The sequence below is a fragment of the Dactylosporangium sp. NPDC005555 genome (genome assembly GCF_040605635.1).
Classification (GTDB): domain Bacteria; phylum Actinomycetota; class Actinomycetes; order Mycobacteriales; family Micromonosporaceae; genus Dactylosporangium.
The window spans coordinates 112969-137376 of record NZ_JBEXDG010000021.1 but is presented as its reverse complement, the minus strand read 5'-3'; the positions used below and the strand labels follow the sequence as shown (position 1 = coordinate 137376).

The window sequence follows — 24408 nt, the reverse complement described above, 5'->3', positions numbered from 1 at the left end:
GTCGGGGCGCGATCACCGCGCCCCCCGCCCGTCCGGTGGAGGAAACATGGAAATTGCGGCGAAGCTGGGCCAGCTCGCCCTCGGTCTCGGGGCGTTCGCCCTCGTGGTGGCGGCGATCCTGCTGCTGGCCGGCCGTTTCAACGGCCCGGCGGCCGACCGTCGGCTGGCCTGGCTGTTCCTTGCCCCGACCGTCCTCGGCCTCGCGGTCGCGGTGGTCTACCCGGCGCTGCGCACCGTCTACGAGTCGCTGTTCGACGCGCACGGCTCGCAGTTCGTCGGCCTCGACAACTACGCCAGCGTCTTCAGCTCCGCCGAACAGCTGCACGTGCTGCGCAACACGGCGATCTGGGTGCTGCTGTCACCCCTCGCCGCGACCGCGGTCGGGCTCGTCTACGCCGTCCTCGTCGACCGCAGCCGGTTCGAGTCCTTCGCGAAGGCACTCGTCTTCCTGCCGATGGCGATCTCGTTCGTCGGCGCCTCGATCATCTGGAAGTTCGTCTACGAATACCGGCCCGACCTGCCCGGCGTCTCGCAGATCGGGCTGCTCAACCAGATCCTCGTCGCGCTCGGCGGTACCCCGCAACAATGGCTGATCAACGCGCCGCTCAACACGCTGCTCCTCGTCGTCGTGATGATCTGGATCCAGGCCGGCTTCGCGATGACCGTGCTCTCCGCGGCCATCAAAGAGATCCCGGTCGAGATCATCGAGTCGGCCCAGCTCGACGGCGTCACCGGCATCGGGCTCTTCCGCAACATCACCCTGCCGAGCATCCGCCCCACGATCGTCGTCGTGCTCACCACGATCGCGATCTGGACGCTCAAGGTGTTCGACATCGTGCGGACCATGACCGGCGGCCAGTTCGACACCAGCGTCGTGGCCAACGAGTTCTACACGTCTAGCTTCCGCTCCGACAACCAGGGCCTCGGCTCGACGCTCGCCGTGCTCCTGTTCGTGCTGGTCCTACCGGTCATCCTGTACAACATCCGGCAACTGCGCCGGTGGGGGGCGTGATGCGTGCCATCTCCGAACGATCGCTGACTGCCCGCAGGGGCCTGTCGTCACCGCTCGCCACGCTCGCCACGGTGATCATCGCCGTGCTGTGGAGCCTGCCGACCGCGGGCCTGCTCGTCACGTCGTTCCGCCCGCAGGCCGACATCCAGCGCACCGGCTGGTGGACCGCCACGACCTTCACCTTCGACAACTACCGGCAGGTCCTGGAGAGCCAGACCTCCGGCCGCTCACTGTCCCAGGCGTTCGTCAACTCGGTCGTCATCACCGTCCCGTCGGTCCTGGCGCCGCTCGCCATCGCGCTCATCGCCGCCTACGCCCTGGCCTGGATCGACTTCAAGGGCCGCGACCTGCTCTTCGTGCTCATCTTCGCCCTGCAGATCGTGCCGATCCAGGTCACCCTGATCCCGCTGCTCAACCTGTTCGTCGACGCCGGCCTCGCCGGCACCTTCTGGCCCGTCTGGATCTCGCACACCGTCTACTCACTGCCCCTGGCCATCTTCCTGCTGCACAACTTCATGCGCGGCCTGCCGAAGGAACTCGTCGAAGCCGCCCGCGTCGACGGTGCCGGCCACGTCCAGATCTTCCTGCGCGTCCTCGCCCCGCTCCTCGTCCCGGCGGTCGCCGCGTTCGGCATCTTCCAGTTCCTCTGGGTCTGGAACGACCTGCTGGTCGCCCTCACCTTCGCCAACACCCCCGGCACCAACCCGATGACGGTCGCCCTGGCCAACCTGGCAGGCAGCCGGGGCAGCGCCTGGTATCTGCTGTCCGCCGCCGCGTTCGTCTCCATGCTGCTGCCGCTCGTAGTCTTCCTGTCGATGCAGCGTTTCTTCGTCCGGGGCCTCCTGGCAGGGAGCGTGAAGGGATGACCGGCGCCATCACCGTCCTGCCGGAGCTGCGGTACCGCTGGATCATCGAACAGGTGCACACCACCGGCGCGGTCACGGTGCGCCAGGTAGCACAACGTTTCCACGTCTCCGACTCCACCGCCATCCGCGACTGCGACCACGCCGCCACCCGCATCGGCCACCGGGTCCGCGGCGGCATCATCCGCGACCGGCTCTGACCGCTCCCGTCCGTCAAAGGGAGTCACGTTCCGCCGAACGGCCAGCCGGCCGCCGCGTCCTGCTGGTCTTGGCCGCCCACGGGCAGTTTCACGCTGAGGGACGTGCCGTGGCCCGCCGAGCTGGTCAGTGTCAGCGTGCCGCCGAGCGCCTCGACGCGGTCGCGGACGCCGGCCAGGCCCTGACGTGGATCCGCGCCGTCGGCGCCGTCGTGGTGGACGGTCACGCTGAGGACCTCGCCGTGCGCCGAGCCGTCCGGAGCTGAGCCGTCGGCAACGATGTCGAGGTCCACGTCGATCGCCGAGACGTCGGCGTGCTCGACGGAGTCGGCGAGCGCCTCCGACACCACGTAATAGGCGGCGACCTCGACGTAGCCGGGCAGGCGGCGCTTCGGCCCGGTGCGGACCGCCACCGGGACCGGGCAGCGGCGGGCGAGCGCCTTGACCGCGGATCCCAGCCCACCCTGGGAGAGGATCGCCGGATGTATGCCGCGGACGATCTGCTGGAGGTGCTCGAGGACGCCGGACAGCCCGGCGGCGGTGTCCGACAGCCGGGACCGCAGCTCGCCGAGCTCCTGGGGGACCAGCGCCTCGGCGGTGCTCATCTCGAGCCCGAGCGAGATGAGCCGCTGCTGCACGGTGTCGTGGAGGTCGCGTTCGATGCCGCGGCGGGCCTCATCAGCGGCGAAGACGAGCCGGGCACGTGACGCGGTGAGCTCCGCGCGGCTCTCGCTGTTGGCGATCGCGGTCGCGACGAGTTCGGTGAACTGGGCCAGCTCGTGCTCGGTGCCGGGTGGCGGTGGGCTGGTCGGATCCCATAGGGCGACGAGGACGCCCCATACCCGGCCGTCGACGACGATCGGCGCGCCGGCGGAGGCGTGGAAGCCTTCGGCGCGGGCGTGGTCGGCGAGCGGGCCGCTGCTGCCGTCGTAGGAATCCATGCGGGCCGGACGGGAGTCGCGCAGCACCAGCCCCGCGACGCCGCCGGAGGGGTCGAGCCGTTTGCCCAGCATCGGCTCGGCTTCTGACGTGCTGTACTCGGCGACGACGGTCACCGTGCCGGGCCCCTCCCGGCGCAGGACCCGCGTGGCGTCCGCGTCGAACAGCTCGGCCGTTTCAGCGGCGACCGCGGCGACGAGCTCGGTGGGGGCGACGCCGCGGGCGACGAGCACCGCCACTCGCCGCAGCGCCGCCTGCTGCGTGAGGAACCCCTCCACCTGTGTCCGGCCCGCCTGCAGCGCACAGCCGGCCCGCAGTGCCGTCGCCAGGCCGGGCACCACCCCGTCCCGCAGGCGCCCCATGACACGGTCCGGCAGATCCGCGGGCACGACCAGCGCGCCTGGCCGCAGCGGCAGCTGGATCCGGCCGTCGTGCGGCGGCGGGACCTCACCGAGCTCGATCGTCGCGTACGGCACCTGCATGGCCTGCGCGAGCCGGTCGGAGGCCTCGGGAAGTACCGCCCGCACATCATCGGCGCCGAGGATGAGCCGGGTCAGGTCGGCGACCACGTCGGTCTCCCGGCGCCGTTCGACGGCCTCGAGCGCCCGGGCGCGGGCCAGTTGCGCCACCGAACTGCCGACCACGGCGACCATGAGGTACACCGAGAGCCCAAGCCAGTCCCGCCAGTCCTCCGCGTTGAAGATCCTGACCGGCGGGGTGTGGAAGTAGTCGAACGCGAGCGCGCTGACGATCGACGTCGCCACGCCCAGCCACAGCCCCCACACCGTGGAGACGACGAGCACGCCGAGCAGGTAGACGAGGGCCAGGGCCTCTCTGGGAGCGGCATGCCGGATCGGGTAGACCAGCAGGGTCTCCACGACGATGAACCCGGCGCCGACCGCGATCCCTACGGAGAGTGGCGGCGGACTGAGCCGTACCAGCCAAGCCGCGAGGCGTCCCTGCATCATCGGCACTCTTCTCGAGCACGTCGGTTCCGCTGCGTCGGGGCAGCCGGAGCCGGTCGAGCGGAGGAAACGAGTCGATGCTAGGGCGGCGGGGCGTCGAACGCCGCGCTCGTGGTGGTCCGGGTGCGGCGGACCACCCCGTGTTTCACCCCGGCCGCCGGCGGGCCTCGAGGTCCGCCGGTGTGGCGGGAGCGGCTGCGGCCCGACCTGGCACCGAGAGGGCGTCACCCGCATCGACGTGTCACTCGCCGGGCGCCACGGGTCTTGGCGTGCGCGCGATCCTCATGGAGGCAGGTCGCCGGAGGTTGGTCGGCGGTCGGGAGGACATACGGGTGGACATCGCGTCAACGGCGCTGCGACTTCCTGCCGTACCTGCGGCCGGCGGGAAGCAAGGTGGCTCCGGGGCAGGCCATCGCGTGTCGCTCGTGGACGGGGACCGCGCCGTGTCTCCTACCGGGCTGGCGCCGTCTGGCCTTGTCCGGCACCGACCGATGGATTGCGTTGTTGTGTCGCCAGTATACAGTAAGCCGCACCGACTCTGGAAGGAAGCTGCCCATGGTGCTGCGGCTTCGCGCTGCCTTCTCGCCGAATCCTCGTGTGGCCCCCCTCATGGAGGGTCTCGTCAACGTCCCGGGCGTCGAGTTCCAATGGGACTCGGGCAGCGCCGGCGACCTGCACGAGCGACATCTCCGAGACAGTGCGCACGACGTCTTCGAGTTCTCGATCTCCAACTATCTGATCACCCGCGAGCGCCGGCGCGAGCTGTGGGACTGGGTGATGCTCCCCGTATACGCGAGCAAGGCCACGCTCGCCGTCAACACGCTGGTGCACGTGGATGCGGGTATCCGCTCCGCGGGGGACCTGGTCGGGCGGCGCTTCGGCATCCCCGACTACACGATGACGGCGGGGCTGTGGTTCCGTGCACAGCTGTACCAGCTGTGGGGGATCGAGCCGGGTGAGATCACCTGGGTCATCGGTCGCCAGGGCGAGCAGAGTCACGGTCATCAGATGGGCTTCGCCGAGCGGCCGCCCAAGGGCGTGACGCTGCAGTGGTCGAACCCGGCCGAGCTCGGCCGCATGCTGCAGGACGGTGAGCTCGACGCCGCCTTCCCGGCTGAGGACGTCCCGATCGACACGTCGACCGGCCGCGTCCGGCGGTTGTTCCCGGACCGCGGACGGCAGTTCTTCGCCGACTATGCCGCGAGTGCGGGCTTCCTGCCCGTGAACCACGTCGTGCTCATGCAGCGCCGGCTGGCCGAGGCCGAGCCGTGGCTGGCCGCCGCGCTCCTCGAAGGGTTCGAGGCGGCGAAGCGGCTTGCGTACCGGCGGGACCCCCGGTCCCGGGGTGTCTTCCGAGACGCCAACGACGACGTCGAGCGCCAGCGGCCGGTGTTCGGTGAAGATCCATTCCCGTACGGCCTGGCCGTCAACGGCCCGATGCTGGCCACCGCGGCTCGCCAGTCCTGCCGCGACGGGCTGACCGCCACTCCGGTCGACCTGGGCCAATGGGTTGCGGACGGGGTCCGCGACAGCTGACCCGTGGTCGGGGGCTGAAACACTCTTGACACAAACACGGTCGCCAGTAATCTGTATACACCTTGCCCCAAACGTGAGCGGCGCCACTCGTCAGCGACTGGTGACCTCGCTCATCAAGGCCGGTACGGCGCAGCCGAGGAGGACTGAGGACATTGCCCGCCACGTCATCTCAGGGCGTACCCGCGACTCCGGTCGTCGAGTTCAAGAACGCCGAGGTCACCTATCCCGGCCGCCAGGTGACCGGCCCCGCCGTCGTGGGGATCAACCTGGCGCTGGCCCGAGGGAGCTTTACGACCGTCGTCGGCCCGAGCGGCTGCGGCAAGTCGACGCTGCTGCACGTCTGCTCCGGCCTGTTGAAGGTCTCCGCGGGCGAGTTTCACTACCAGGGCCAGTCCTGGAAGAAGCTGCACCCCGGCGTCGGGTACGTCACCCAGCGGGAGACGCTGCTGCCCTGGAAGACGGTCCTCGGCAACATCGCCCTGCCGCTCAAGCTCACCGGCGTGCCCAAGGCCGAGCGGCGCGAACGGGCCACGGCGATGGCCGAGAACGTGGGTCTCGGGCAGTGGCTCAACCGCTTCCCGCGCGAGCTCTCCGGCGGCATGCGTCAGCGGGTCCAGCTCGGTCGCACGCTGGTCACCAAGCCGGTGCTGCTGCTCATGGACGAGCCGTTCGGCGCGCTCGACGCCGTGCTGCGGGTCCGGATGCAGGAGTTCCTCAAGGAGACGATCGCCGGTGCGGACCTGACGACGCTGTTCGTGACCCACGACCTCAACGAGGCCCTCACGCTCGGCGACCAGGTCGTGGCGATGGCCGGCGCGCCGGGGACGATCGACCAGATCGACACGCTGGACGACCTGCCCCGCGGACTGGCGCCGGTCGACCTCAAGAGCGCCCCGGAATACGCGGAGCACGAGGCCCGGCTGTGGAAGGTCATCGCCGGAAATCTCAGCGACGACGGCAAGGCGCTGGCGAACCGGTCCACGGCCGGCGGCCATCCGCTTCCCTCCCTCACCACGACGACCGGAGTCTGAGATGACCACGCAGACCATCATCCCGTCGGCGGGCGCGGCCGAGGCGGTGCCGGCCCCCGCCGTTCCTGCGGCCCGGGGCCAGCGCCGGGGCAAGCTCGAGGACCTGGCCCGGCTGTGGGGCATGCGAGCGGTGCTGATCGTCGCCCTGCTCGCGTCCTGGCAGTTCTGCAGCGGGCGGGTGTTCCCCGTGTTCATCGTGTCCAGCCCGGAGCTGGTGTGGGAACGGTTCCTCGACTTCATGCACGGCGGCAAGCTGCTCGGCCATCTGTTCTACACGATGCGCTCCTGCCTGCTGGGCTTCGGCATCGGCGCGGTGGTCGGCAGCACCCTCGGCCTGGCCTTCGGCATCTTCGAACCGGTCGCCCGGACCATCCGGCCCTTCGCGGCCATGCTCTACTCCACGCCGAAGATCATGCTGGCCCCGCTGATCGTGGTCTGGTTCGGCGTGGACACCACGATGAAGGTCGTCATCAGCGCCTTCTCGTGCATGTGGGTCATCTTCTACAACGTCTGGAACGCCACGCTCGGCATCGACCGCAATCTCGTCGACCAGTTCCGGCTCATGGGCGGCAGCCAGCGGCAGATCATCACGGGCCTCTACCTGCCGTCCGCGACCACGTGGCTGCTGACCAGCCTCAAGGTCGCCTTTCCGATCGCACTCATCGGTTCCGTCGTGGGCGAGTTCGTCGCCTCCAACAAGGGTCTCGGCTTTCTGGCACTCGACTCCGGCCATCGCTTCGACACCGCCGGCGTCCTCGTTGCCGTATTCACCATCACGCTGACCGCGATGACCGTGGACAGCCTTCTGACTGCTCTGCAGCGCAAGGTGGCGCTGTGGCAAGGTGAGGGAGAACGGAAGTGAAAAGCTTACCGAGCGCGGGACGCCGCATCCGACAGGTTGCCGCCGCCAGCGTTGTCATGCTCGCTGCCAGCCTATTGACCGCCTGTGCCAACGGCGGTGACACGATCGAGGCGAACGCGGCCGGCAACCGCAAGATCAGGGTGGCGGCGCCGTTCTCGTCGACCATGAACTCGGCGTTCCTCTACGCGGCCGGCGCGGAGATCTTCAAGAAGTACAACATCGAAACCGAATTCATCGAGGTCGACGGTGCCCGCAGCCTCGCCGCCACGATGGGTGGCAGCGTCGACATGGCCATCACCTCGGCGGTCAACCCCCTGGCCGCCCTGGAGCAGAAGCAGGACTTCTACATCATCGCCCAGATCGGCAACGGTTTCCCCGAGTCGGTCATCATCGAGTCGGAGGCCTACAAGAACAGCGGCCTGAACGAGAACTCCACCTTCAAGGAGAAGATGCAGTTCCTCAAGGGCAAGCCATGGGGGGTCTCGAGTCCCGAGGGTTCATCGGTCTACATGGCCCGCTACATGTTCCAGCTGGCCGGCCTGAGCAAGGACGACTTCAACATGAACTCGCTGGGCTCGGCCGCCGGCACGCTGGCCGCGCTCAAGGAGAAGAAGGTCGTCGCTGGGTCGATGGGCTCGCCGCTGCCGCAGGTCGCCGAGTCGCAGGGCTACGCCAAGATCTTCCTCGACGTCAGCGCCGGCGCCGTGCCCGAGCTGACGAACGTGCTGACCTCCGTGGTCGCCGTGACGCCGAGGTTCTACCAGAACAACAAGGCGCTCGTGGAGGAGTTCCGCAAGGCGCTCGGCGAGGCGCAGGGCCTCGTCTACAGCGACTCGGCGACCGTCGACCAGTGGGTGTACGCGAACAAGTTCGAGGGCTCGCCGAAGGGCGCCGTGCTGGCCGGCGTGGCCAACCAGCGCAAGGGTGGCTCGATCTCGCGCACGCCGCAGGTCGACCCCGCCGCCGCCGAGAAGCTCGTGAGCTTCATGAAGGCCACCGGGCAACCGGTCCCGGACAACTGGAAGACCATCTTCCTGGACCTGCCGGAATTCAAGGGCTGACGCTCCCCGTTCATCCGACGGGCGGCCGTGGACGGAGACCCGCCGCGGCCGCCCCTCTCCACCGTGCCCACGAACCCAGACGGCCCCAGAAGGAGACAACGTGACGCAGCAGGACTTTGTGGACGGCCGGATGCTCATCGGCGGCAAGCTGGTCGAGGCCCGCGACGGAGGCTGGCTCCCCTCGGCCGACCCCGCCACCGAGGAAGTGATCGGCCGGGTGCCCGCGGCCACGGCGGCGGACGTGCAGTCCGCGGTCACCGCCGCGCACGAGGCCTGGCCGGAGTGGGCGGCGCTGTCGATGGTCCAGCGGGCCCGGATCCTCAAGAACTACGCCCGGCGGCTGGCCGAGGAGGGCGAGCGGCTGCTGGCGGTCGAGGTCCGCGACACCGGCAATACGATCGCCAAGCTGCGCCACGACATCGCCAACGCGGTCCGTGGCATCGAGTACTTCGCCGGGCTCGGCACCGAGCTCAAGGGCGAGACCGTGCCCGCCAGCGGCGAGTACCTGCACTACTCCGAGCGCCAGCCCTACGGTGTGGTCGGCCGGATCGTGCCGTTCAACCATCCGATCCTGTTCGCCGCCAAGTTCGGCGCCCCGGTGATGGCCGGGAACACGGTCGTGATCAAACCCTCGGAGCAGTCCCCGCTGTCTTCGGCGCTGCTCGCCGAGATCGTCGCCGAGACCATGCCGCCGGGGGTCGTCAACATCGTCACCGGCGACGGAGTCGGCGCCGGCCTTCCGCTGGTGCAGCATCCGCTGGTGAAGCGCATCTCGTTCATCGGCTCGGTCCCGACCGGCCTGGCGATCCAGCGGGCGGCGGCCGAGGTCGCCGTGAAGCACGTGAGCCTCGAGCTCGGCGGCAAGAACCCGATGGTCGTGTTCCCGGACGCCGATCCTGATGAAGTCGCGGCGAACGCCATCGCCGGCATGAACTTCGGCTGGATGGGCCAGTCCTGTGGCTCCACGAGCCGGATCCTGCTGCCCGACGCGTTGTACGACGACGTCCTGGCGCGCATCAAGGCCCGGACCGAGGCGATCGTCCAGGGCGATCCCGCGGATGAGGCGACCGGCGCCGGCCCGATGAACAACCGCGGCCAGTACGAGAAGGCGCTGCGGTACATCGAGATCGGCCACGAGGACGGCGCCCGCCTGGTCACCGGCGGACAACGACCCGAGGGCCCGCGGTTCGAGCGCGGCTACTGGCTGCAGCCGACCGTCTTCGCCGACGTCACCCCGAACATGCGCATCTTCCGCGAGGAGATCTTCGGCCCGATCATGTCGGTGGTGCGCTACAGCGGCGACTACGCCGACGCCATCCGCCTGGCCAACGACGTCGAGTACGGCCTGACCGCCTCGATCTGGACCAACGACATCCGGCTCGCCACCCGCGCCGCCCGCGACGTCCGCGCCGGATACGTCTGGGTCAACGGCGTCTCCCGGCACTTCCTCGGCACCGGCTTCGGTGGTTTCAAGAACTCCGGGGTCGGCCGGGAGGAATGCTTCGACGAGATGCTCGGCTACACCGAGACCAAAACTGTTCACGTCCGCCTTTGAACGCCCCGGAGGTCCGCGCATGAGGCCCGACCCGCTGCCCGTACCGGTGAGCGTGAAACCCGCGATGCAATGGGGCAGCGACGCCGTCGCCGAGCTGCTCGACCGGCTCGACCTGCCCTACATCGCGATGGTCCCGGGGGCGAGCTACCGCGGGCTGCACGACAGCCTGGTCAACTACCTCGGCAACGCCGGCCCGCGGCTGGTCGTGTGCCTGCACGAGGAGCACGCCGTCGCGGTCGCCCAGGGCTACGCCAAGGTCACCGGCCGGCCGATGCTGGTGGCCCTGCACGCGAACATCGGCCTGCTGCACGCGACCATGGCGATCTACAACGCCTACGGCGACCGGGTGCCGATGGTGATCCTGGGCGGCTCCGGACCGGTCGACGCGGCCAAGCGCCGGCCGTGGATCGACTGGATCCACAACTCGGCCGACCAGGCTGCGCTGGTGCGCCACTACGTCAAGTGGGACGACCAGCCGGCCTCGGTGCAGGCGGCGGTGGACTCCGTGATGCGCGGTTATGTGCTGACCCAGGCCGAGCCGGCCGCCCCGGTCTACGTCAATCTCGACACGGAGTTGCAGGAGGAGCCGATCACCACGCCGGTCGTCGTACCGGATCCCCGGCGCTATCCCGTGCCGCGGCCACCGGCTCCCGACGCGGCCACGGTCGCCGAGCTCGCCGACCTGATCGCGGTGGCCGAACGGCCGTTGCTCATGATCGGCCGCGGCGGCCGAGGAGCGGAGCAGTGGCGCCGCCGGGTCGAGCTCGCCGAGGCGACCGGCGCCGCCGTGCTCACCGACCTGCGCAACCCGGCGGTCTTCCCGACCGGGCACCCCGCCCACCCGGCCCGGGTCAGCGCCGGACGGCTCACCCCGTCGGGCCTGGATCTGCTGCGCCGCAGCGACCTGGTCGTGGTCGTCGGCTGGATCGACCCGGCCGGACCGCTCGAGGCCGCGTTCGGCGGCGGCCCGCGCCCGCGGATCGTCAGCGTGCGCGACGTCAACGCCCTGCTCAACGGGTGGACCAAGGACCACTACGCCCCGGTGGCGGCCGATGTCGAGATCACCGCGGGGGCGGACCAGTTCATCGCCGCGCTGCTGGAGCGCGTCGCGGGGAACGTCGCGGAAAACCCGGCCCCGCAACGCCCGGACTGGCCGCCGGTGTATGAGCACGGCACGGCGCCGCGGCCGGAGGTGGAGGGCGACCAGATCCTCATGGGCGACCTCGCTGCCGCGCTGCGGACCGCGTTCGGCGACACCGACGTCAGCTACACCCAGCTGCCGCTGGGCTGGTCGGGGGCGGACGCCCACTTCGCGCACCCGCTGGACTATCTCGGCCGTGACGGCGGGGGCGGGCTCGGCTCCGGTACGGGTATCGCGGTCGGCGCCGCGCTGGCGCTGGACGGCACCGGCCGGATCCCCGTGGCCGTCATCGGCGACGGGGACTACCTGATGGGCAGCGCCGCCCTGTGGACGGCCGCGCACTACCGGCTGCCGCTGCTCGTGGTCGTGGCCAACAACCGCTCGTACCACAACGACGAGAAGCACCAGGCGAGCGTGGCCGCGCGCCGTGGCCGGCCGGCCGCCAACCGGGTCGTGGGCCAGCAGCTGCGCGATCCCGATCCGGATCCGGCGACGATCGCGCGGGGCCACGGGGTCAGCGCCTACGGCCCGGTGACCGAGCCGGACGAGCTCGCCGGCGTGCTGGCCAAGGCCGTCGCCGAGGTCCGCGCGGGCGGCACCGTCGTGGTGGACGTGCGCGTCAACCCGCACGGCTACGGCAAGGACTGACCACCGCGCAGCGAAAGGCCCCCGGCGCATCTGGCGCCGGGGGCCTTTTCATTGCTCGGATCAGCCGGCCTGCCCGGTGACTTGGCCGGTCACGCGGCCGGCCACGGCGTCCGGGTCCGCGTCGGCGACCTCGCCGCGCCAGGCGACGTGCAGGTCCGGGCGCAGCAGCAGGGCAGGCGCGTCGTACACCTCGACCAGGTCGGCCTGGTCGATTCGCAGCACGCTGAGCGGCGCGCCGCGATCCGCGAAGGCCTTCTGGAACTCGTCGATGCCCTCCAGGGGACCGAAGTGCAGCAGCGTGAACGAGTACCGGTCGATCAGGTCGTGCAGCGCCCGGCCGTCGGTGAGCCACATGTGCGGCAGGCGGGCGCCTGGCCGCGCGGTCGGGATGTAGACCTCGGGCACGTCGGGCAGGTCGAGCTCGTCGCCCTCGACGATGACCGGCGACCCGGCGTAGATGTAGCCCAGCTCGGTGCCGACCATCTCGTGCGTGCGCCGCTGGGTGGTCGCCGCGACCTGGGCGGCCGCGCGCAGGACGCCGCGGGCCTCCGGGCGGTCCGGGTCGATGCCGGGGCGCATCACGTCCTGCCAGGCCCGCTGCCCCTGGTGCGCGTGCCGGGAGCCGGCCACCGCCCGCAGCGCGACCGGGCGGCGCTCCGCCTCGTACGAGCCCAGCAGCTCGGGCCCGCCCCAGCCCTGCAGCGCGGCGGCGAGCTTCCAGGCCAGGTCCGAGGCGTCGCCGATGCCGGTGTTCAGGCCGAGGCCGCCGGTCGGGATGACCAGCCGCAGCGCGTCGCCGCAGAGGAACACCCGGTCGCGCTGGAAGTGCTCGGCGACGAGCAGGTGCAGCTTCCACGAGTTGACCGAGATGAGCTCGACCTCGACGTCCAGGCCGAGCAGCTCCCGGACGAAGGCGACGGTCTGCGCCTCGTCGCCGGCGAACCCGGTGTTGATACGCAGATATGTCGGGTCGTCCTGGACGGTCAGGACGGTGCGGTCGCGGTTCATGAAGAAGTACATGCGGCAGGGTTTGGCGGGGTGCTTGTCGAACAGGTCGGGCGAGCGGAAGAAGATCTGGTTGCGCTCGGCCAGCGAGCCGTTGCCCTCGAGCGCGAAGCCGAGCTTCTTGCGGACCACGCTGCGGCCGCCGTCGGAGCCGACCAGGTAGTCGGCGGCCGTCGTGGTCGTTTCACCGTCGGCCGAGCGGGAGACGACGGAGACCGACGTGCCGTCCTGCTCGAAGTCGACCACGGTGTGGCCGAACCGCATTTCGACGGTCGGCAGTGCCTCGGCCCACCGGCGCAGGAGCGGCTCGAGGGTGTACTGCGAGATCACCTGGTACGGCTCCAGCGGCAGCGACCCGTCGAACGTGCGGGCGACGGCCGCGCGGCCCTCGTCCACGGTGGGGTAGGGCAGCCGCACGCGGGGCTCGTCCGTCATCGTGGTCACCACGGCGATGTCCATGCTGGCATCGGTGGGGGAGCTGGCGGCGCGGATGGCGTCGGCGAGCCCCAGCCGGCGGTAGATCTCCATCGTGCGGGCGTTGCAGCGCTCCATTTTCGGCAGGAACAGCGGCTCTTCCTTGGCCTCCAGCAGCAGGACGCGGATGCCGCGCAGGCCGAGGTCGATGGCGAGGGTCAGGCCGACGGGGCCGCCGCCGGCGATCACCACCTGCGGGCCGTCCGTGCGGTGGGCGCTCACAGCGCGCTGACCGATTCGGCGAACAGCGAGCGCGGGTCGACCTTGGCGACTGAGAGGCCCTGGTCGAACGACCAGCTCGTGGCGGTCTCGAGCAGCTCGGCGTTGGCGAGCACGCCGTAGCGCATCGCCTCGGTGCCCTTGCGGTACCTGCCGATGTCTACGGCCCCCAGGGCCCGGCTCGGCTCGAGGGCGCGTTCCATGCGCTGGATGCCCAGCGCGCGGGCCTCGGCGAAGGCGTCGTAGAGGTTGCGGGCGACCCAGGGGTACTGCTCGGCGATCTCGGACCGCAGGACGAGCACGTGGTTGATGTGGATGACGCCGTGGCGCTGGAAGTACTCGTAGCCGGCCGCGGCGTGGTCGGCGAACAGCGGCCGGGTGGCGGGGTGCTCGTCGAGGTCGTACCAGGTGGGGTCGATCTCGCTGCGTGCGGCGACCCGGCGCGGAGGCTCCTGCCCGAGGCCCAGGCCGCTGCGGCTGCGGCCGCCGCTGTAGGCGATGATCGCGTCGATCTTGCCCTGCACGAGGAACTCCGCGATGTTCTCGCCCTCGTCCAGGTGCTGGAAGCTCAGCCCGGCCGGCGGCGTGAAGCCGGCGTGGACGCCGTGGCTGCGCGACAGCGGCCGGCCCATCACCCAGTGGATGTCGGTGGGCTTGATGCCGTAGTCGTGCTCGAGCACACCCCGGGTCCACAGCGCCGCCGTCTGCTGGTACTCCGGCAGCCCGACGCGCTTGCCGCGCAGGTCGGCCAGGCCGTCGATGCCGGCGTCGCGGTTGACGTAGATGCGGGTGTGGAAGTAGCCGCGCGACGGGAACGCCGGAATGCCCAGCCAGGCCGTGTTGCCGCGCGAGTGCATGGCGATCAGCTGGGAGATGGAGAACTCGCTGGCGTCGAACTCGCCGTAGCGCAGTTGCCGGTGGAACAGGTCGTTGGGCGGGACGACGGAGGGGATGAGTTCCACGCCCTCGACCGTCACCTCGCCGTCCAGGATCGGGGCAGTCCACGCGTTCCGGGCGTACCCCAGGCTGATCTTCAGCTTGCTCAATCCACTCACCGCCATCGGTACAGGATTCTCAGACAGAGTGGAAACAATATACACTTTTGCGGTCCGGGCGGAAGTGCTCTTGACCTGCGGCCAGTCATCACTAGACTGTATACACTTGCCCCACCCAGCCGCGGGCCCCGACGCAAGGATGGCCATGACTGTCCTCCTCAACGACGACACCGTCCGGCATCTCCTCGACCCGCTCCGGCTGGTCGAGGAGATCGAGCACGCCGTGCGGGGCGAGACGGCCCGGCCCTCGGTGGTGCCGGAGCGGCTCAACCTGGCCGCGGGCGGCCGGTTCCTGCGTGTCATGCCCGCGGTCGTTCCCGGCAGCGGTGTCATGGGACTCAAGACGTTCTTCGGCGGCGGCCCGGCCGGCGTCCGGTACGTCGTGGTGCTGATCTCGATCGAGTCCGGTGAGGTGCTCTCGGTCCTGGACGCCTGTTACCTCACCGCCGCCCGGACCGCAGCCACCAGCGCCGTGGCCGCGCGGGCGCTCGGCGTCAAGGCCGAGACGCTCGGCGTGCTGGGCTCCGGCCTCGAGGCCGAGGCCCACGTGCGCACCTTCGCCGCCATCGACGACGTGCGCAAGGTCTGCGTGTTCAGCCCCAACCCCGAGACCCGCCGGCGGTTCGCCGACCGGATGGCCGCGGAGCTCGGCATCGAGGTCGTGCCGGTCGGCTCCGCCGCCGAGGCCTGCGCGGACGTGGAGCACCTGATCACCGCGACCAACACCGGCTACGGCGGCCCGACCGCGTGCGAGAGCGCGTGGATTCCGGCCGGGGTGCACCTGACCGCGATCGGCTCGACCCACCAGGACCTGCGGGAGCTCGAGACCGCGGTCCTGCGCCGGGCCGACGTGCTGGTCTTCGACGCCGAGCCGGGGCAGATCGCCGGCGAGTCGGGCGACGTGCGCGCCTTCGTCGGGGAGGGTGGCCGTCTCGACCACGTCTTCCAGCTCGACGCCCTGCTGCAGGGCCGGGCCGACCTGCCGGTCGAGCCACGCGAGCTGACGATCTTCAAGTCGGTCGGCACCGCCCTGCAGGACATGGTGGCGGCCGACCTCGCCTACCGCCTCGCCTGCGAGGCCGGCGCGGGCGAGCACCGCAACCCCATTGCCCTGCCCAAGTCCCGTCGCTGACCTGCTGCCGCGACGATCGAGAGAGAGTGAACCTGGCCATGACATCTGTGATCGGCAAAACGGACGTACGCGCGTGGGCGTGGGCGAACTTCCACGGTGTCAACAACGTGGTCATCCCCAGCTTCTCGGCGGATCTGAAGCGCATCAACGAGGCCGGCATCCGACACGACATCCGCCGGGAGCTGGAGCTCGGGTTCACCGGCACGCTGCTGGTCAGCGAGGTCAACATCACGATGGACGAGTACATCGCGTTCACCGAGATCGCCGCCGACGAGGCGGGCGGCCGGTTGAACCTGATCTACCATCCGGCGTTCAACACGCTGGAGGAGAACATCGAGGGGGCCCGGCGGGCGGAGGCGGCCGGCGCGCGGCTCGCCCTGCTGTCCTACCCGCAGAACTTCTACCCGACGTCGCTGCGCGACATCCACGACTACACGGCGGCGTTCTGCGCGGCCACGGACCTCGGGGTCATCCTGTTCCCGATGACCCACTGGGGCTTCGAGCGCCTGCACCCGGCCTCCATCCCGGTGAACATGCTGGAGGAACTGGCCGACGAGCACCCGAATGTGGTCGCGGTCAAGGCGGAGGGGGGCTTCCCCTCGATCGCCGGCTTCTCGCACGCCTGGAACCGGCTCTCGCAGAAGGTCCTGGTGACGATGCCGATCATCCAGGAGGCCATCGCCCTGGCCAACCTGGTGCCGATGCAGGTGATCGCGACCTCCAACACCGAGTACTACAGCGACACCGCGCCGCGGATGCTCGACCTCGCGCGCTCCGGCAAGACGGACGAGGCCGCGGACCTGCTCTGGCAGATCGCCCCGGCGTGGAAGGCGAACGGCAACGTCGCTCCGCTGCCGCACGCGCACACGGTCAACCGCGCGGCGTGGAAGTACCAGGCCTGGCTGGCCGGCTTCAACGGCGGGCCGATGCGGACGCCGGCAACGCGGTTGCACGGCGGCGAGATGCGCGCCTTCCGCCAGGCGCTCGTCGCCTCCGGACTGCCCGTGACCGACGATCCGGACGAGCTGTACTTCGTGGGCCGCAACCCGTCGTAACGCGGCGTACCACGCGAGACGGCCCACATCGAGGAGCGACAGGCAACTGTATACGCGCTACGATGTGACGGTGGACATGCTGAACGGGTCGGTGATCCAGACCGTGTCGCGGCAGACGCTCGGGGATCGTGTGTACGAGCAGGTGCGCGAGGCGATCATCCGCGGCGAGATGCCGGCCGGGACGGAGATCAACCAGGTCGAGCTCGCCGCTCGCCTGGGGGTCAGCCGGGTGCCGGTCCGGGAGGCGCTGCGCCGCCTGCAGGCCGAGCGCTTCCTGGACGCCAATCCGTTCCAGCGGTATGTCGTCACCAAGCTCTCGCCCGAGCAGGTCCTGGAGCTGTTCGACCTGCGCATGGAGCTCGAGGTCTTCGCGGCGCTGCGGGCGCGCGGCCGGGACACCGAGAAGTCCGGGCTGGCCGCTGCGCGCGCCGCGGCGGCCGCGCTGGACACGAAGATGTCCGCCGAGGACTGGCTGCAGGCCGACATGGAGTTCCATCGCACCGTCAACGGCCGGGACTCGGCCGTCGCCACGATCATCGACGAGGTGCGATTCCGGATCTACCGCTACCTGCACCTGATCGAGCCGGACCTGGAGCGGCGCGTGGCGGTGCTGGCCGAGCACGAGCAGATCCTGGCCGCGCTCGAGTCGGGCGACGACGCGGCCGTGCGCGGGGCCATCACCACGCACGTTCAGCACACCCGCGACCGGCTCGCCCTCGGTGAAGGTGTCGAGGCGACCGGCGCCTCGTAGAACCACGGCCCACGTCAGCAGCGCCCCGCTTCCTCGGAAGCGGGGCGCTTTGTGTTCACGGGGTGGTTGTGCGGACCGCCACTCCTCGCTAGCCTGAACACTGAATACAGTTGGCAGAAGGAGTGGGAATGGCGCACATCGGCACGCTCGGCAGTCCCCTCACCTTCGCCGGCCAGGCGACCGCCCAGCTGCTGGCCCGCCGGTCGGACGAGCCCGGCGAACCCGCGTACTTCCCGACCATGGACGCGGTTGTCGCGGCCGTCCTCGGCGCCGACATCGACCTCGGGGTGCTGACCTCGGAGACGTCGCGCACCGCGTGCACGGACACCGCGGCCCGGATTCTCGCCGGTGAGCCACTGTTCGTGGTCGACGAGATCGTCGTGCCGTACCACTGCATGCTCCTGGGCAAGCCCGGCACGGCCCTGGCCGACATCCGCCACGTCGGCGGGCACGGCTCGATCCGGCAGTGCCGGCGCTTCCTGGCCGAGTCCCTGCCCCACGCGCAGGTCGAGATGCACGAGCAGAACTCGGTGGCGGCCGCCCGCGACGTCCTGGCCGGGGACGGCACCCACGCCGTGATCGGCACGGCCGCCCTCGGGCGGGAGCTCGGCCTCGAGGTCGTCGCGGCGGACGTGGACGACGGTGCCGCCGGCGGCTGGTGGGCGCTGTCGGCCAAGCCCGACCGGCCCGAGGGCGCCGACCACGCCGCCGTGCGCGTGACGGGTGCGGAGGAGCTCGAGGACGCGACCGCCCGGGCCCGGGCGCACGGCCTGCGCCTGCGCACGGTGACCAACCAGCCGACCGGTGAGCTGTTCCGCTACGGCTACCTCATGACCCTGCGCTCAGAGCGGGGCCCGATCGCCGCGGCGGTGCTCGACGACTTCGGCCCCGCCCTCGTCGGCGCCTTCACCACCTCGACCGCGCACTGAACTGGAGCGAGATGACCGACTTCGACGGAGCCGATGTGCTCCAGCAGTACATCGACAAGTGCAGCAACTGGGGACGATGGGGCGACGAGGACGAGCTGGGCACGCTCAACCACGTCGGGCCCGAGCAGGTGCGGCACGCGGCCTCCCTGGTCGAGCACGGCCTGCGGGTGTCGGTGTCGCTGCCGTACGACCAGCGCGGCCCCCAGACCGGGACGCTGCGGGCCAACCCGCGCAACGTCATGACCGCGACCGGGGCCGACCACGTCGCCGGCGCGCAGGAGATCCTGCCGGCCGGGTTCGGTCCCGCCAAGGGCTACGGCCGCTCCGACGACATCCTCATCGTGCCGAACCAGGCCGGCACCCAGTGGGACTCGCTGTCGCACATCTTCTGGAAGGGCAAGATGTACAACGGGCGTTCGGCCGCTCTGGTCTCCTCGGCCGGCGCCGCCCGCAACGGCATCGAGAAGTTCGCCGGCCAGCTCGTGCTTCGAGGTGTACTGCTCGACGTCGCCCGCCACCACGGGGTCGCCTCGCTCGAGCCGGGGTACGCCATCACTGTCGACGATCTCGAGGCGACCGCCGCCGCGCAAGGCGTCGAGGTCCGCAAGGGCGACTGCCTGCTGATCCGCACCGGCTTCCTGGAGGTCCGCCGGACGGCGTGGGGCGACTACGCCGGCGGCGCCGCACCGGGACTGTCGCTGCACACCGCGCCGTGGCTGCACGAGCGCTCGGTGGCCGCCGTCGCCTCCGACACGTGGGGAGTCGAGGTCCGGCCCAACGAGATCGACTGCTTCCAGCCGTTCCACGTCGTCGCCCTGGTCCACATGGGGCTGGCGATCGGGGAGATCTTCGACTTCGCCGAGCTCGCCGAGGCCTGTGCCCGGGTGAGCCGTTACGAGTTCCTGTTCGCCGCGCCCGCGCTGCCGATCACCGGGGCCTCCGGCTGCCCCGTCGCCGGCGTCGCGATCCTTTGAGAGCCGAGGAGACCATCATGACTGTCACGGCCACGCCGACGGCGGCGGCGCCCAGCCTCCCCGCCGTCCCGACCGGTCTGCTCATCGCCGGCACCTGGCGGCCCGCGAGCTCCGGCGCCACGCTGGTGGTCGACAACCCGGCCACCGGCGAGCCGCTGGCCGCGATCGCCGACGCCACGATCGAGGACGGCCTGGCCGCGGTCGAGGCCGCGGTCGCCGCCCAGCCGGCGCTCACCGCGATGTCCCCGAGCGAGCGGGCGCGGCTGCTGCGCCGGGTCGAGCAGGGCATCCGGGACCGGGCCGACGAGTTCGCCCTGCTGATCACGCTGGAGATGGGCAAGTCGCTGGGGGAGGCGCGGGCCGAGGTGTCCTACGCGGCCGACTTCTTCGGCTGGTTCGCCGACGAGGCGGTCCGCGTCCACGGCGACTACCGCCTCGCGCCCGGCGGGCAGACCCGGATCGTCGTGACGCACCGCGGGGTCGGCCCGTGCCTGCTCATCACGCCGTGGAACTTCCCGCTCGCGATGGGCGCCCGCAAGATCGCGCCGGCCATCGCCGCCGGATGCCCGTCGATCATCAAGCCGGCGGCCCTGACGCCGCTGTCGACCCTGCTGCTGGCCGAGCTCATCGAGTCGGCCGGAGCCCCGGCGGGCGCCGTCAACGTGGTGACCACGACGCGATCCGGCGCGGTCACCACCGCGATGATCGAGACCGGCCGGCTGCGCAAGCTCTCCTTCACCGGTTCCACCGCGGTCGGCAAGCTGCTGCTCGGGCAGTGCGCCCGCCACGTCATGCGCACGTCGATGGAGCTGGGCGGCAACGCTCCGTTCCTGGTCTTCGCCGACGCCGACCTCGACGCGGCGGTCGAAGGTGCCCTCATCGCGAAGATGCGCAACGTGGGCCAGGCGTGCACGGCCGCCAACCGCTTCATCGTGGCCGAGCCGGTGGCCGAGGAGTTCACCCGGCGGCTGGCCGAGCGGGTCGCGGCGATGACGGTCGGTCCCGGCTGGCAGGACGGCACCGAGCTGGGGCCGCTGGTGGACGACGCGGCGGTGGAGAAGTACCAGAGCCTGCTCGCCGACGCGGTGCAGCGTGGCGCGACAGTGGTCGTCGGCGGCCCCGGACACGACGGCCGGTTCGTGCGTCCGACCGTGCTCAGCGGCGTCCCGGCCGGTTGTGACGTGCTGCGCGAGGAGATCTTCGGGCCACTCGCCCCGGTCGTCACGTTCGGCGACGACGACGAGGCCGTCGAGCTCGCCAATGCCACCGAGTACGGCCTGGTCGCCTACGTGTACACCAAGGACCTGCACCGGGCCCTGGCGATGGTGGACCGGATCCACAGCGGGATGGTCGGCGTCAACGTCGGCGTGGTGTCCAACGCGGCCGCGCCGTTCGGCGGGGTGAAGGAGTCGGGCCTCGGGCGCGAGGGCGGGGCCGAGGGCCTCGCGGAGTACCTCGACACGACCTACGCGGCGATCGCCCGATGAGCGGCGTGCGGATCGTCGGGCTGCGCTCCGGCGCCGGGGCGGTGCTCGCCGGGGCGTTGACGCCGGCCGGGGACGGGGTCGTCGCCCTGGCCACCGTGGACGAGTTCTGGTCCGACCCGCGGCGATGGCTCGCCGCCGCCGCCATCCAGGGGTACGGACCCGTCGTTCCCTTGGACCGGGCGGAGCTGGTGCCGCCGGTGCCGGCCGGGGCCCGGGTGCTGTGCATCGGCCTCAACTACCTCAAACACGTCGCCGAGGGCAGTTACGCCGCCGGGGGCGTGCCGGAGCACCCGACGATCTTCGCTCGGTGGCCGGTCTCGCTCACCGTCGGCGGCGCCGTCATCCCGGTTCCGTCGGGCGAGGACGGCCTCGATTGGGAGGGCGAGGTGGTCGCCTGGGTCGGCGAGACGCTCGTCGACGCGACGCCGGAGCAGGCACTGTCCGCCGTCGTGGGCTACTCGACGTTCAACGACGTCACTGCCCGGCGCGCGCAGAAGCTGACCTCGCAGTGGATTCTGGGCAAGAACGGCGACCGGTCGGGCCCGCTCGGCCCGCTCGTGCCGGCCGCCGAGGTCGGCGACCTGCGCGACGGCCTCACGGTCGTCACCCGGGTCAACGGCGAGGAGGTGCAGCGCGGCCGGACCGACGAGATGGTCTACACCGTCGGCGAGACGCTGGCCCTGATCAGCCGCACGATGACGCTGCGGCCGGGCGACCTGCTCGCCACCGGCACGCCCGCGGGTGTCGGCTACACGCGGACCCCGCCGTGGCTGCTGCGGCCGGGCGACGAGGTCGAGGTCGAGGTGGAGCGGCTCGGCATCCTGCGCAATCCCGTGGGCGGCAACGAGGTGCGGCACACATGAACGCCGGTCCGCTGGCGGGGGTCGTGGTCGTCGACCTGTCCCGGGCCCTGGCCGGCCCGCACGCCACGATGATGATGGCCGATCTCGGGGCCCGCGTGGTCAAGATCGAGGCGCCCGGCGCCGGGGACGACACCCGGGGCTGGGGTCCCCCGTTCGTGACGCCGGAGCGGGGCGACCGCGAGTCGACGTACTTCCTGTCGGCCAACCGCAACAAGGAGTCCGTCTGCCTGGACCTCAAGGACGCCGCCGACCGGGGCCTGCTGCTGGAGCTGGTGCGGCGGGCCGACGTGCTCGTCGAGAACTTCCGCCACGGCGTGATGGACCGGCTCGGCCTCGGCGGCGACGTCCTGGCCGCGGTGAACCCGGGGCTGGTGCAGCTGAGCATCTCCGGCTTCGGCCACGACGGCCCGGAGGGCGGCCGGGCGGGCTACGACCAGATCGCCCAAGGCGAGGGCGGCCTGATGTCACTCACCGGGACCGGGCCGGCCGACCCGCAGAAGATGGGCACGCCGATCTGCGATCTGCTGGCCGGCATGTACGGCGCCTTCGGCGTCCTCGCCGCGCTGCACGAACGCGGCCGCACCGGCCGCGGCCAGGTTGTCCGCACGTCGCTGCTCGCCGCGGCCGTCGGCGTGCACGGATTCCAGGGCACCCGCTGGACCGTCGCCGGCGAGGTCGGCCGGGCCGCCGGAAACCATCACGCCTCGATCGCGCCGTACGGGCTGTTCCGCTGCGCCGATGGCGCGGTCCAGATCGCGGTCGGCAGCGAGGGCCTGTGGCGGCGCTTCTGCACTGCCTTCGACCTCGACCCCGAGGCCACCGGACTCGCCACCAACCCGGAACGCGTCGTCGCGCGCGAGCGGGTCATCGAGCTCGTCGAGAAGGCGTTCTCGTCCTGGACGGCCGAGCCGCTGCTGGCCCGGCTGGCCGAGTGCGGCATCCCGGCGGGGCGCGTGCGCAGCCTCGACGAGGTCTACGCATGGGACCAGACACGGAGCCAGGGCCTGGTCGTGGAGGTCGACCACACGACACTCGGTGCGCTGCGGCTTCCTGGACCGCCGCTGCGGTTCTTCAAGCCGGACGGCCTGGAGGTGACCCGGACGGAGCACGGGGCCCCGCCGATCCTCAACGAACACGGTGCAGCCGTCCGCGCCTGGGCCGAAGGTCCGCCGTGAGCCGCCCTGCTGGCGCCCGGGACCTCCTGGCCGGCCTCGTCGACCCGGGGTCGTGGCAGAGCTGGGACCTGGCGCCCGCCCACGGCGGGGTCGACGCCTCCTACGCGGCCGAGCTCGCCCGTGCCGCCGAGCGGGCCGGGACCGACGAGGCCGTGCTCACCGGTCGGGCCCGCATCCGCGGACACGATGTGGCGCTGATCGTGAGCGAGTTCCGCTTCCTCGGCGGCTCGATCGGACGCGCGACGGCCGATCGAATCGTGGCCGCGGTCGGGCGGGCCACCGCCGAATGCCTGCCCCTGGTGGCCGCGCCGGCCTCGGGCGGCACCCGGATGCAGGAGGGCACGCCCGCCTTCGTCACCATGGTGGACATCTCGCGGGCGGTCGTCGAACACAAGAACGCCGGCCTGCCCTACCTCGTCTACCTGCGTCACCCAACCACCGGCGGGGTCTTCGCCTCGTGGGGCTCGCTCGGGCACGTCACACTGGCGGAGCCGGCCGCCCTGATCGGCTTCCTCGGGCCGAAGGTCTACGAGGCGCTGTCCGGGGCCCCGTTTCCGCCCGGCGTCCAGATCGCCGAGAACCTCGTCGCCAAGGGCGTCATCGACGGCGTGGTGCCGCCGGCCGACCTGGCCGATGTCGTGGCCCGCACGCTGCGGCTGCTGCGTCCCGCCGCCGTCGCCTCCGGCCGAGTGCCGACCCGTCCGCCCCGGCGCCCCGGCGCCGACGTGTGGAGTTCGGTGCGGTTGAGCCGGCGCGCCGACCGCCCGGGCGTGCTCGAGCTGCTGCGGTACGCCGCGGATGACCACGTCCTGATATCGGGCACCGGCGCGGGGGAGTCCGGCCACGGCCTGGTCGGCGCCCTGGCCGCGTTCGAGGGCCTCGCCTGCGTCGTGGTGGGGCAGGATCGCCGGGCGCAGGCCACGGCTGGCCTGGGCCCCGCCGACCTGCGGGCGGCCCGGCGGTTCATGCAGGTGGCGCAGCAGTTGCGGCGGCCGCTGGTGTGCCTCATCGACACACCCGGCGCCGACCTGTCCGTGGCAGCCGAGGAGGGCGCGCTGGCAAGCGAGATCGCCCGTTGCCTCGCCGACCTCGTCCAGCTGAGCGTGCCGTCGGTGGCGGTGCTCATGGGGGAGGGCTGCGGCGGTGCGGCGCTCGCGCTGCTGCCGTGCCGGCGGGTGATCGCGGCCGAGCACAGCTGGCTCTCGCCGCTTCCGCCGGAGGGCGCGAGCACGATCCTGCATGGCACCACCGCCCACGCCGCCGCCACGGCGCGGCGGCAGCGCATCGGCGCCGCCCAGCTCCTGGCCGACGGGGTGGTCCACGTCGTGGTGCCCGAGCCCAGTCCGGCTCATGTCGATCCGGCGAACTTCTGCCGCCGGATCGCGGCGGCAGTGGTAACCCAGCTGGCCGGGCAGCTACGACCCGCGGTGACCTTGACAGGCGAAGTGTATACACTAATCTGAAGGCAGAATCTTGAGG

Annotated in this window: 21 protein-coding genes; 18 read left to right on the top strand and 3 right to left on the bottom strand. The window is 71.2% G+C overall.

The features are described 5' to 3' along the window. The first annotated feature begins 46 nt into the window (after positions 1–46). Genes ABZS58_RS24465 through ABZS58_RS24455 form a run of 3 tightly spaced genes read left to right on the top strand, consistent with a single transcriptional unit; the run spans position 47 to position 2075 of the window. Positions 47–1012, top strand: a complete 966-nt coding sequence (locus ABZS58_RS24465) for a sugar ABC transporter permease (RefSeq protein ID WP_354785107.1) — start codon at positions 47–49, stop codon at positions 1010–1012. Continuing rightward, positions 1012–1878, top strand: coding sequence for a carbohydrate ABC transporter permease (locus ABZS58_RS24460; RefSeq protein ID WP_354785164.1), 867 nt, complete (start codon positions 1012–1014; stop codon positions 1876–1878). The genes ABZS58_RS24465 and ABZS58_RS24460 overlap by 1 nt, the downstream gene beginning before the upstream one ends. Then, the gene (locus ABZS58_RS24455; protein WP_354785105.1) at positions 1875–2075 is read left to right on the top strand and encodes a DeoR family transcriptional regulator; all 201 of its coding nucleotides are present in this window, start codon (positions 1875–1877) and stop codon (positions 2073–2075) included. Before ABZS58_RS24460 ends, ABZS58_RS24455 begins: the two co-directional genes overlap by 4 nt. Before the next feature lie 23 nt (positions 2076–2098). Here the strand turns inward: ABZS58_RS24455 and ABZS58_RS24450 are convergent, their stop codons facing one another. Then, the gene (locus ABZS58_RS24450; protein ID WP_354785103.1) at positions 2099–3979 is read right to left on the bottom strand and encodes a DUF4118 domain-containing protein; all 1881 of its coding nucleotides are present in this window, start codon (positions 3977–3979) and stop codon (positions 2099–2101) included. 594 nt (positions 3980–4573) lie between these two features. Between ABZS58_RS24450 and ABZS58_RS24445 the strand changes: the two genes are divergently transcribed. The 6 genes from ABZS58_RS24445 to ABZS58_RS24420 all read left to right on the top strand — a co-directional run bounded on the left by ABZS58_RS24445 (position 4574) and on the right by ABZS58_RS24420 (position 11810). After that, positions 4574–5512 (top strand): hypothetical protein, encoded by a 939-nt coding sequence (locus ABZS58_RS24445; RefSeq protein ID WP_354785101.1) that lies wholly within the window; start codon positions 4574–4576, stop codon positions 5510–5512. Between the two features lie 152 nt (positions 5513–5664). Then, a complete protein-coding gene (locus ABZS58_RS24440; protein ID WP_354785099.1) occupies positions 5665–6543 on the top strand; it encodes an ABC transporter ATP-binding protein in 879 nt (292 codons plus the stop codon). Position 6544: 1 nt separating this feature from the next. After that, positions 6545–7405 (top strand): ABC transporter permease, encoded by an 861-nt coding sequence (locus ABZS58_RS24435; protein WP_354785097.1) that lies wholly within the window; start codon positions 6545–6547, stop codon positions 7403–7405. Positions 7406–7461: 56 nt separating this feature from the next. After that, the gene (locus ABZS58_RS24430; protein ID WP_354785095.1) at positions 7462–8466 is read left to right on the top strand and encodes an ABC transporter substrate-binding protein; all 1005 of its coding nucleotides are present in this window, start codon (positions 7462–7464) and stop codon (positions 8464–8466) included. A gap of 100 nt (positions 8467–8566) precedes the next feature. After that, positions 8567–10021: an aldehyde dehydrogenase family protein gene (locus ABZS58_RS24425; protein WP_354785093.1), complete on the top strand. Its 1455-nt coding sequence runs from the start codon at positions 8567–8569 to the stop codon at positions 10019–10021. Between the two features lie 19 nt (positions 10022–10040). Then, positions 10041–11810: a thiamine pyrophosphate-binding protein gene (locus tag ABZS58_RS24420; protein WP_354785091.1), complete on the top strand. Its 1770-nt coding sequence runs from the start codon at positions 10041–10043 to the stop codon at positions 11808–11810. A gap of 60 nt (positions 11811–11870) precedes the next feature. On the opposite strand, the gene ABZS58_RS24415 is transcribed toward ABZS58_RS24420, so the two are convergent. Next, positions 11871–13511, bottom strand: a complete 1641-nt coding sequence (locus ABZS58_RS24415) for an FAD-dependent monooxygenase (RefSeq protein WP_354785089.1) — start codon at positions 13509–13511, stop codon at positions 11871–11873. Beyond that, the gene (locus ABZS58_RS24410) at positions 13508–14554 is read right to left on the bottom strand and encodes a PhnD/SsuA/transferrin family substrate-binding protein (RefSeq protein WP_354785087.1); all 1047 of its coding nucleotides are present in this window, start codon (positions 14552–14554) and stop codon (positions 13508–13510) included. Before ABZS58_RS24410 ends, ABZS58_RS24415 begins: the two co-directional genes overlap by 4 nt. Before the next feature lie 154 nt (positions 14555–14708). On the opposite strand from ABZS58_RS24410, the gene ABZS58_RS24405 reads away from it, so the two are divergent. The 9 genes from ABZS58_RS24405 to ABZS58_RS24365 all read left to right on the top strand — a co-directional run bounded on the left by ABZS58_RS24405 (position 14709) and on the right by ABZS58_RS24365 (position 24392). Then, on the top strand, positions 14709–15695 hold the full coding sequence (locus ABZS58_RS24405) for a hypothetical protein (protein ID WP_354785085.1): 987 nt from the start codon (positions 14709–14711) through the stop codon (positions 15693–15695). 38 nt (positions 15696–15733) lie between these two features. Continuing rightward, positions 15734–16750, top strand: coding sequence for a dihydrodipicolinate synthase family protein (locus ABZS58_RS24400; RefSeq protein WP_354785083.1), 1017 nt, complete (start codon positions 15734–15736; stop codon positions 16748–16750). A gap of 76 nt (positions 16751–16826) precedes the next feature. Continuing rightward, positions 16827–17501: a GntR family transcriptional regulator gene (locus ABZS58_RS24395; RefSeq protein WP_354785162.1), complete on the top strand. Its 675-nt coding sequence runs from the start codon at positions 16827–16829 to the stop codon at positions 17499–17501. Between the two features lie 128 nt (positions 17502–17629). Next, positions 17630–18430 (top strand): prephenate dehydratase domain-containing protein, encoded by an 801-nt coding sequence (locus tag ABZS58_RS24390; RefSeq protein ID WP_354785081.1) that lies wholly within the window; start codon positions 17630–17632, stop codon positions 18428–18430. Between the two features lie 11 nt (positions 18431–18441). Then, on the top strand, positions 18442–19404 hold the full coding sequence (locus tag ABZS58_RS24385) for a cyclase family protein (protein ID WP_354785079.1): 963 nt from the start codon (positions 18442–18444) through the stop codon (positions 19402–19404). Positions 19405–19421: 17 nt separating this feature from the next. Beyond that, entirely contained in the window at positions 19422–20891 is a 1470-nt protein-coding gene (locus ABZS58_RS24380) for an NAD-dependent succinate-semialdehyde dehydrogenase (RefSeq protein WP_354785077.1), read from the top strand. Then, positions 20888–21754, top strand: coding sequence for a fumarylacetoacetate hydrolase family protein (locus ABZS58_RS24375; protein WP_354785075.1), 867 nt, complete (start codon positions 20888–20890; stop codon positions 21752–21754). Before ABZS58_RS24380 ends, ABZS58_RS24375 begins: the two co-directional genes overlap by 4 nt. Then, entirely contained in the window at positions 21751–22929 is a 1179-nt protein-coding gene (locus ABZS58_RS24370; protein ID WP_354785073.1) for a CoA transferase, read from the top strand. Before ABZS58_RS24375 ends, ABZS58_RS24370 begins: the two co-directional genes overlap by 4 nt. After that, a complete protein-coding gene (locus ABZS58_RS24365) occupies positions 22926–24392 on the top strand; it encodes a carboxyl transferase domain-containing protein (RefSeq protein WP_354785071.1) in 1467 nt (488 codons plus the stop codon). Before ABZS58_RS24370 ends, ABZS58_RS24365 begins: the two co-directional genes overlap by 4 nt. The last annotated feature ends 16 nt before the right edge of the window (positions 24393–24408 follow it).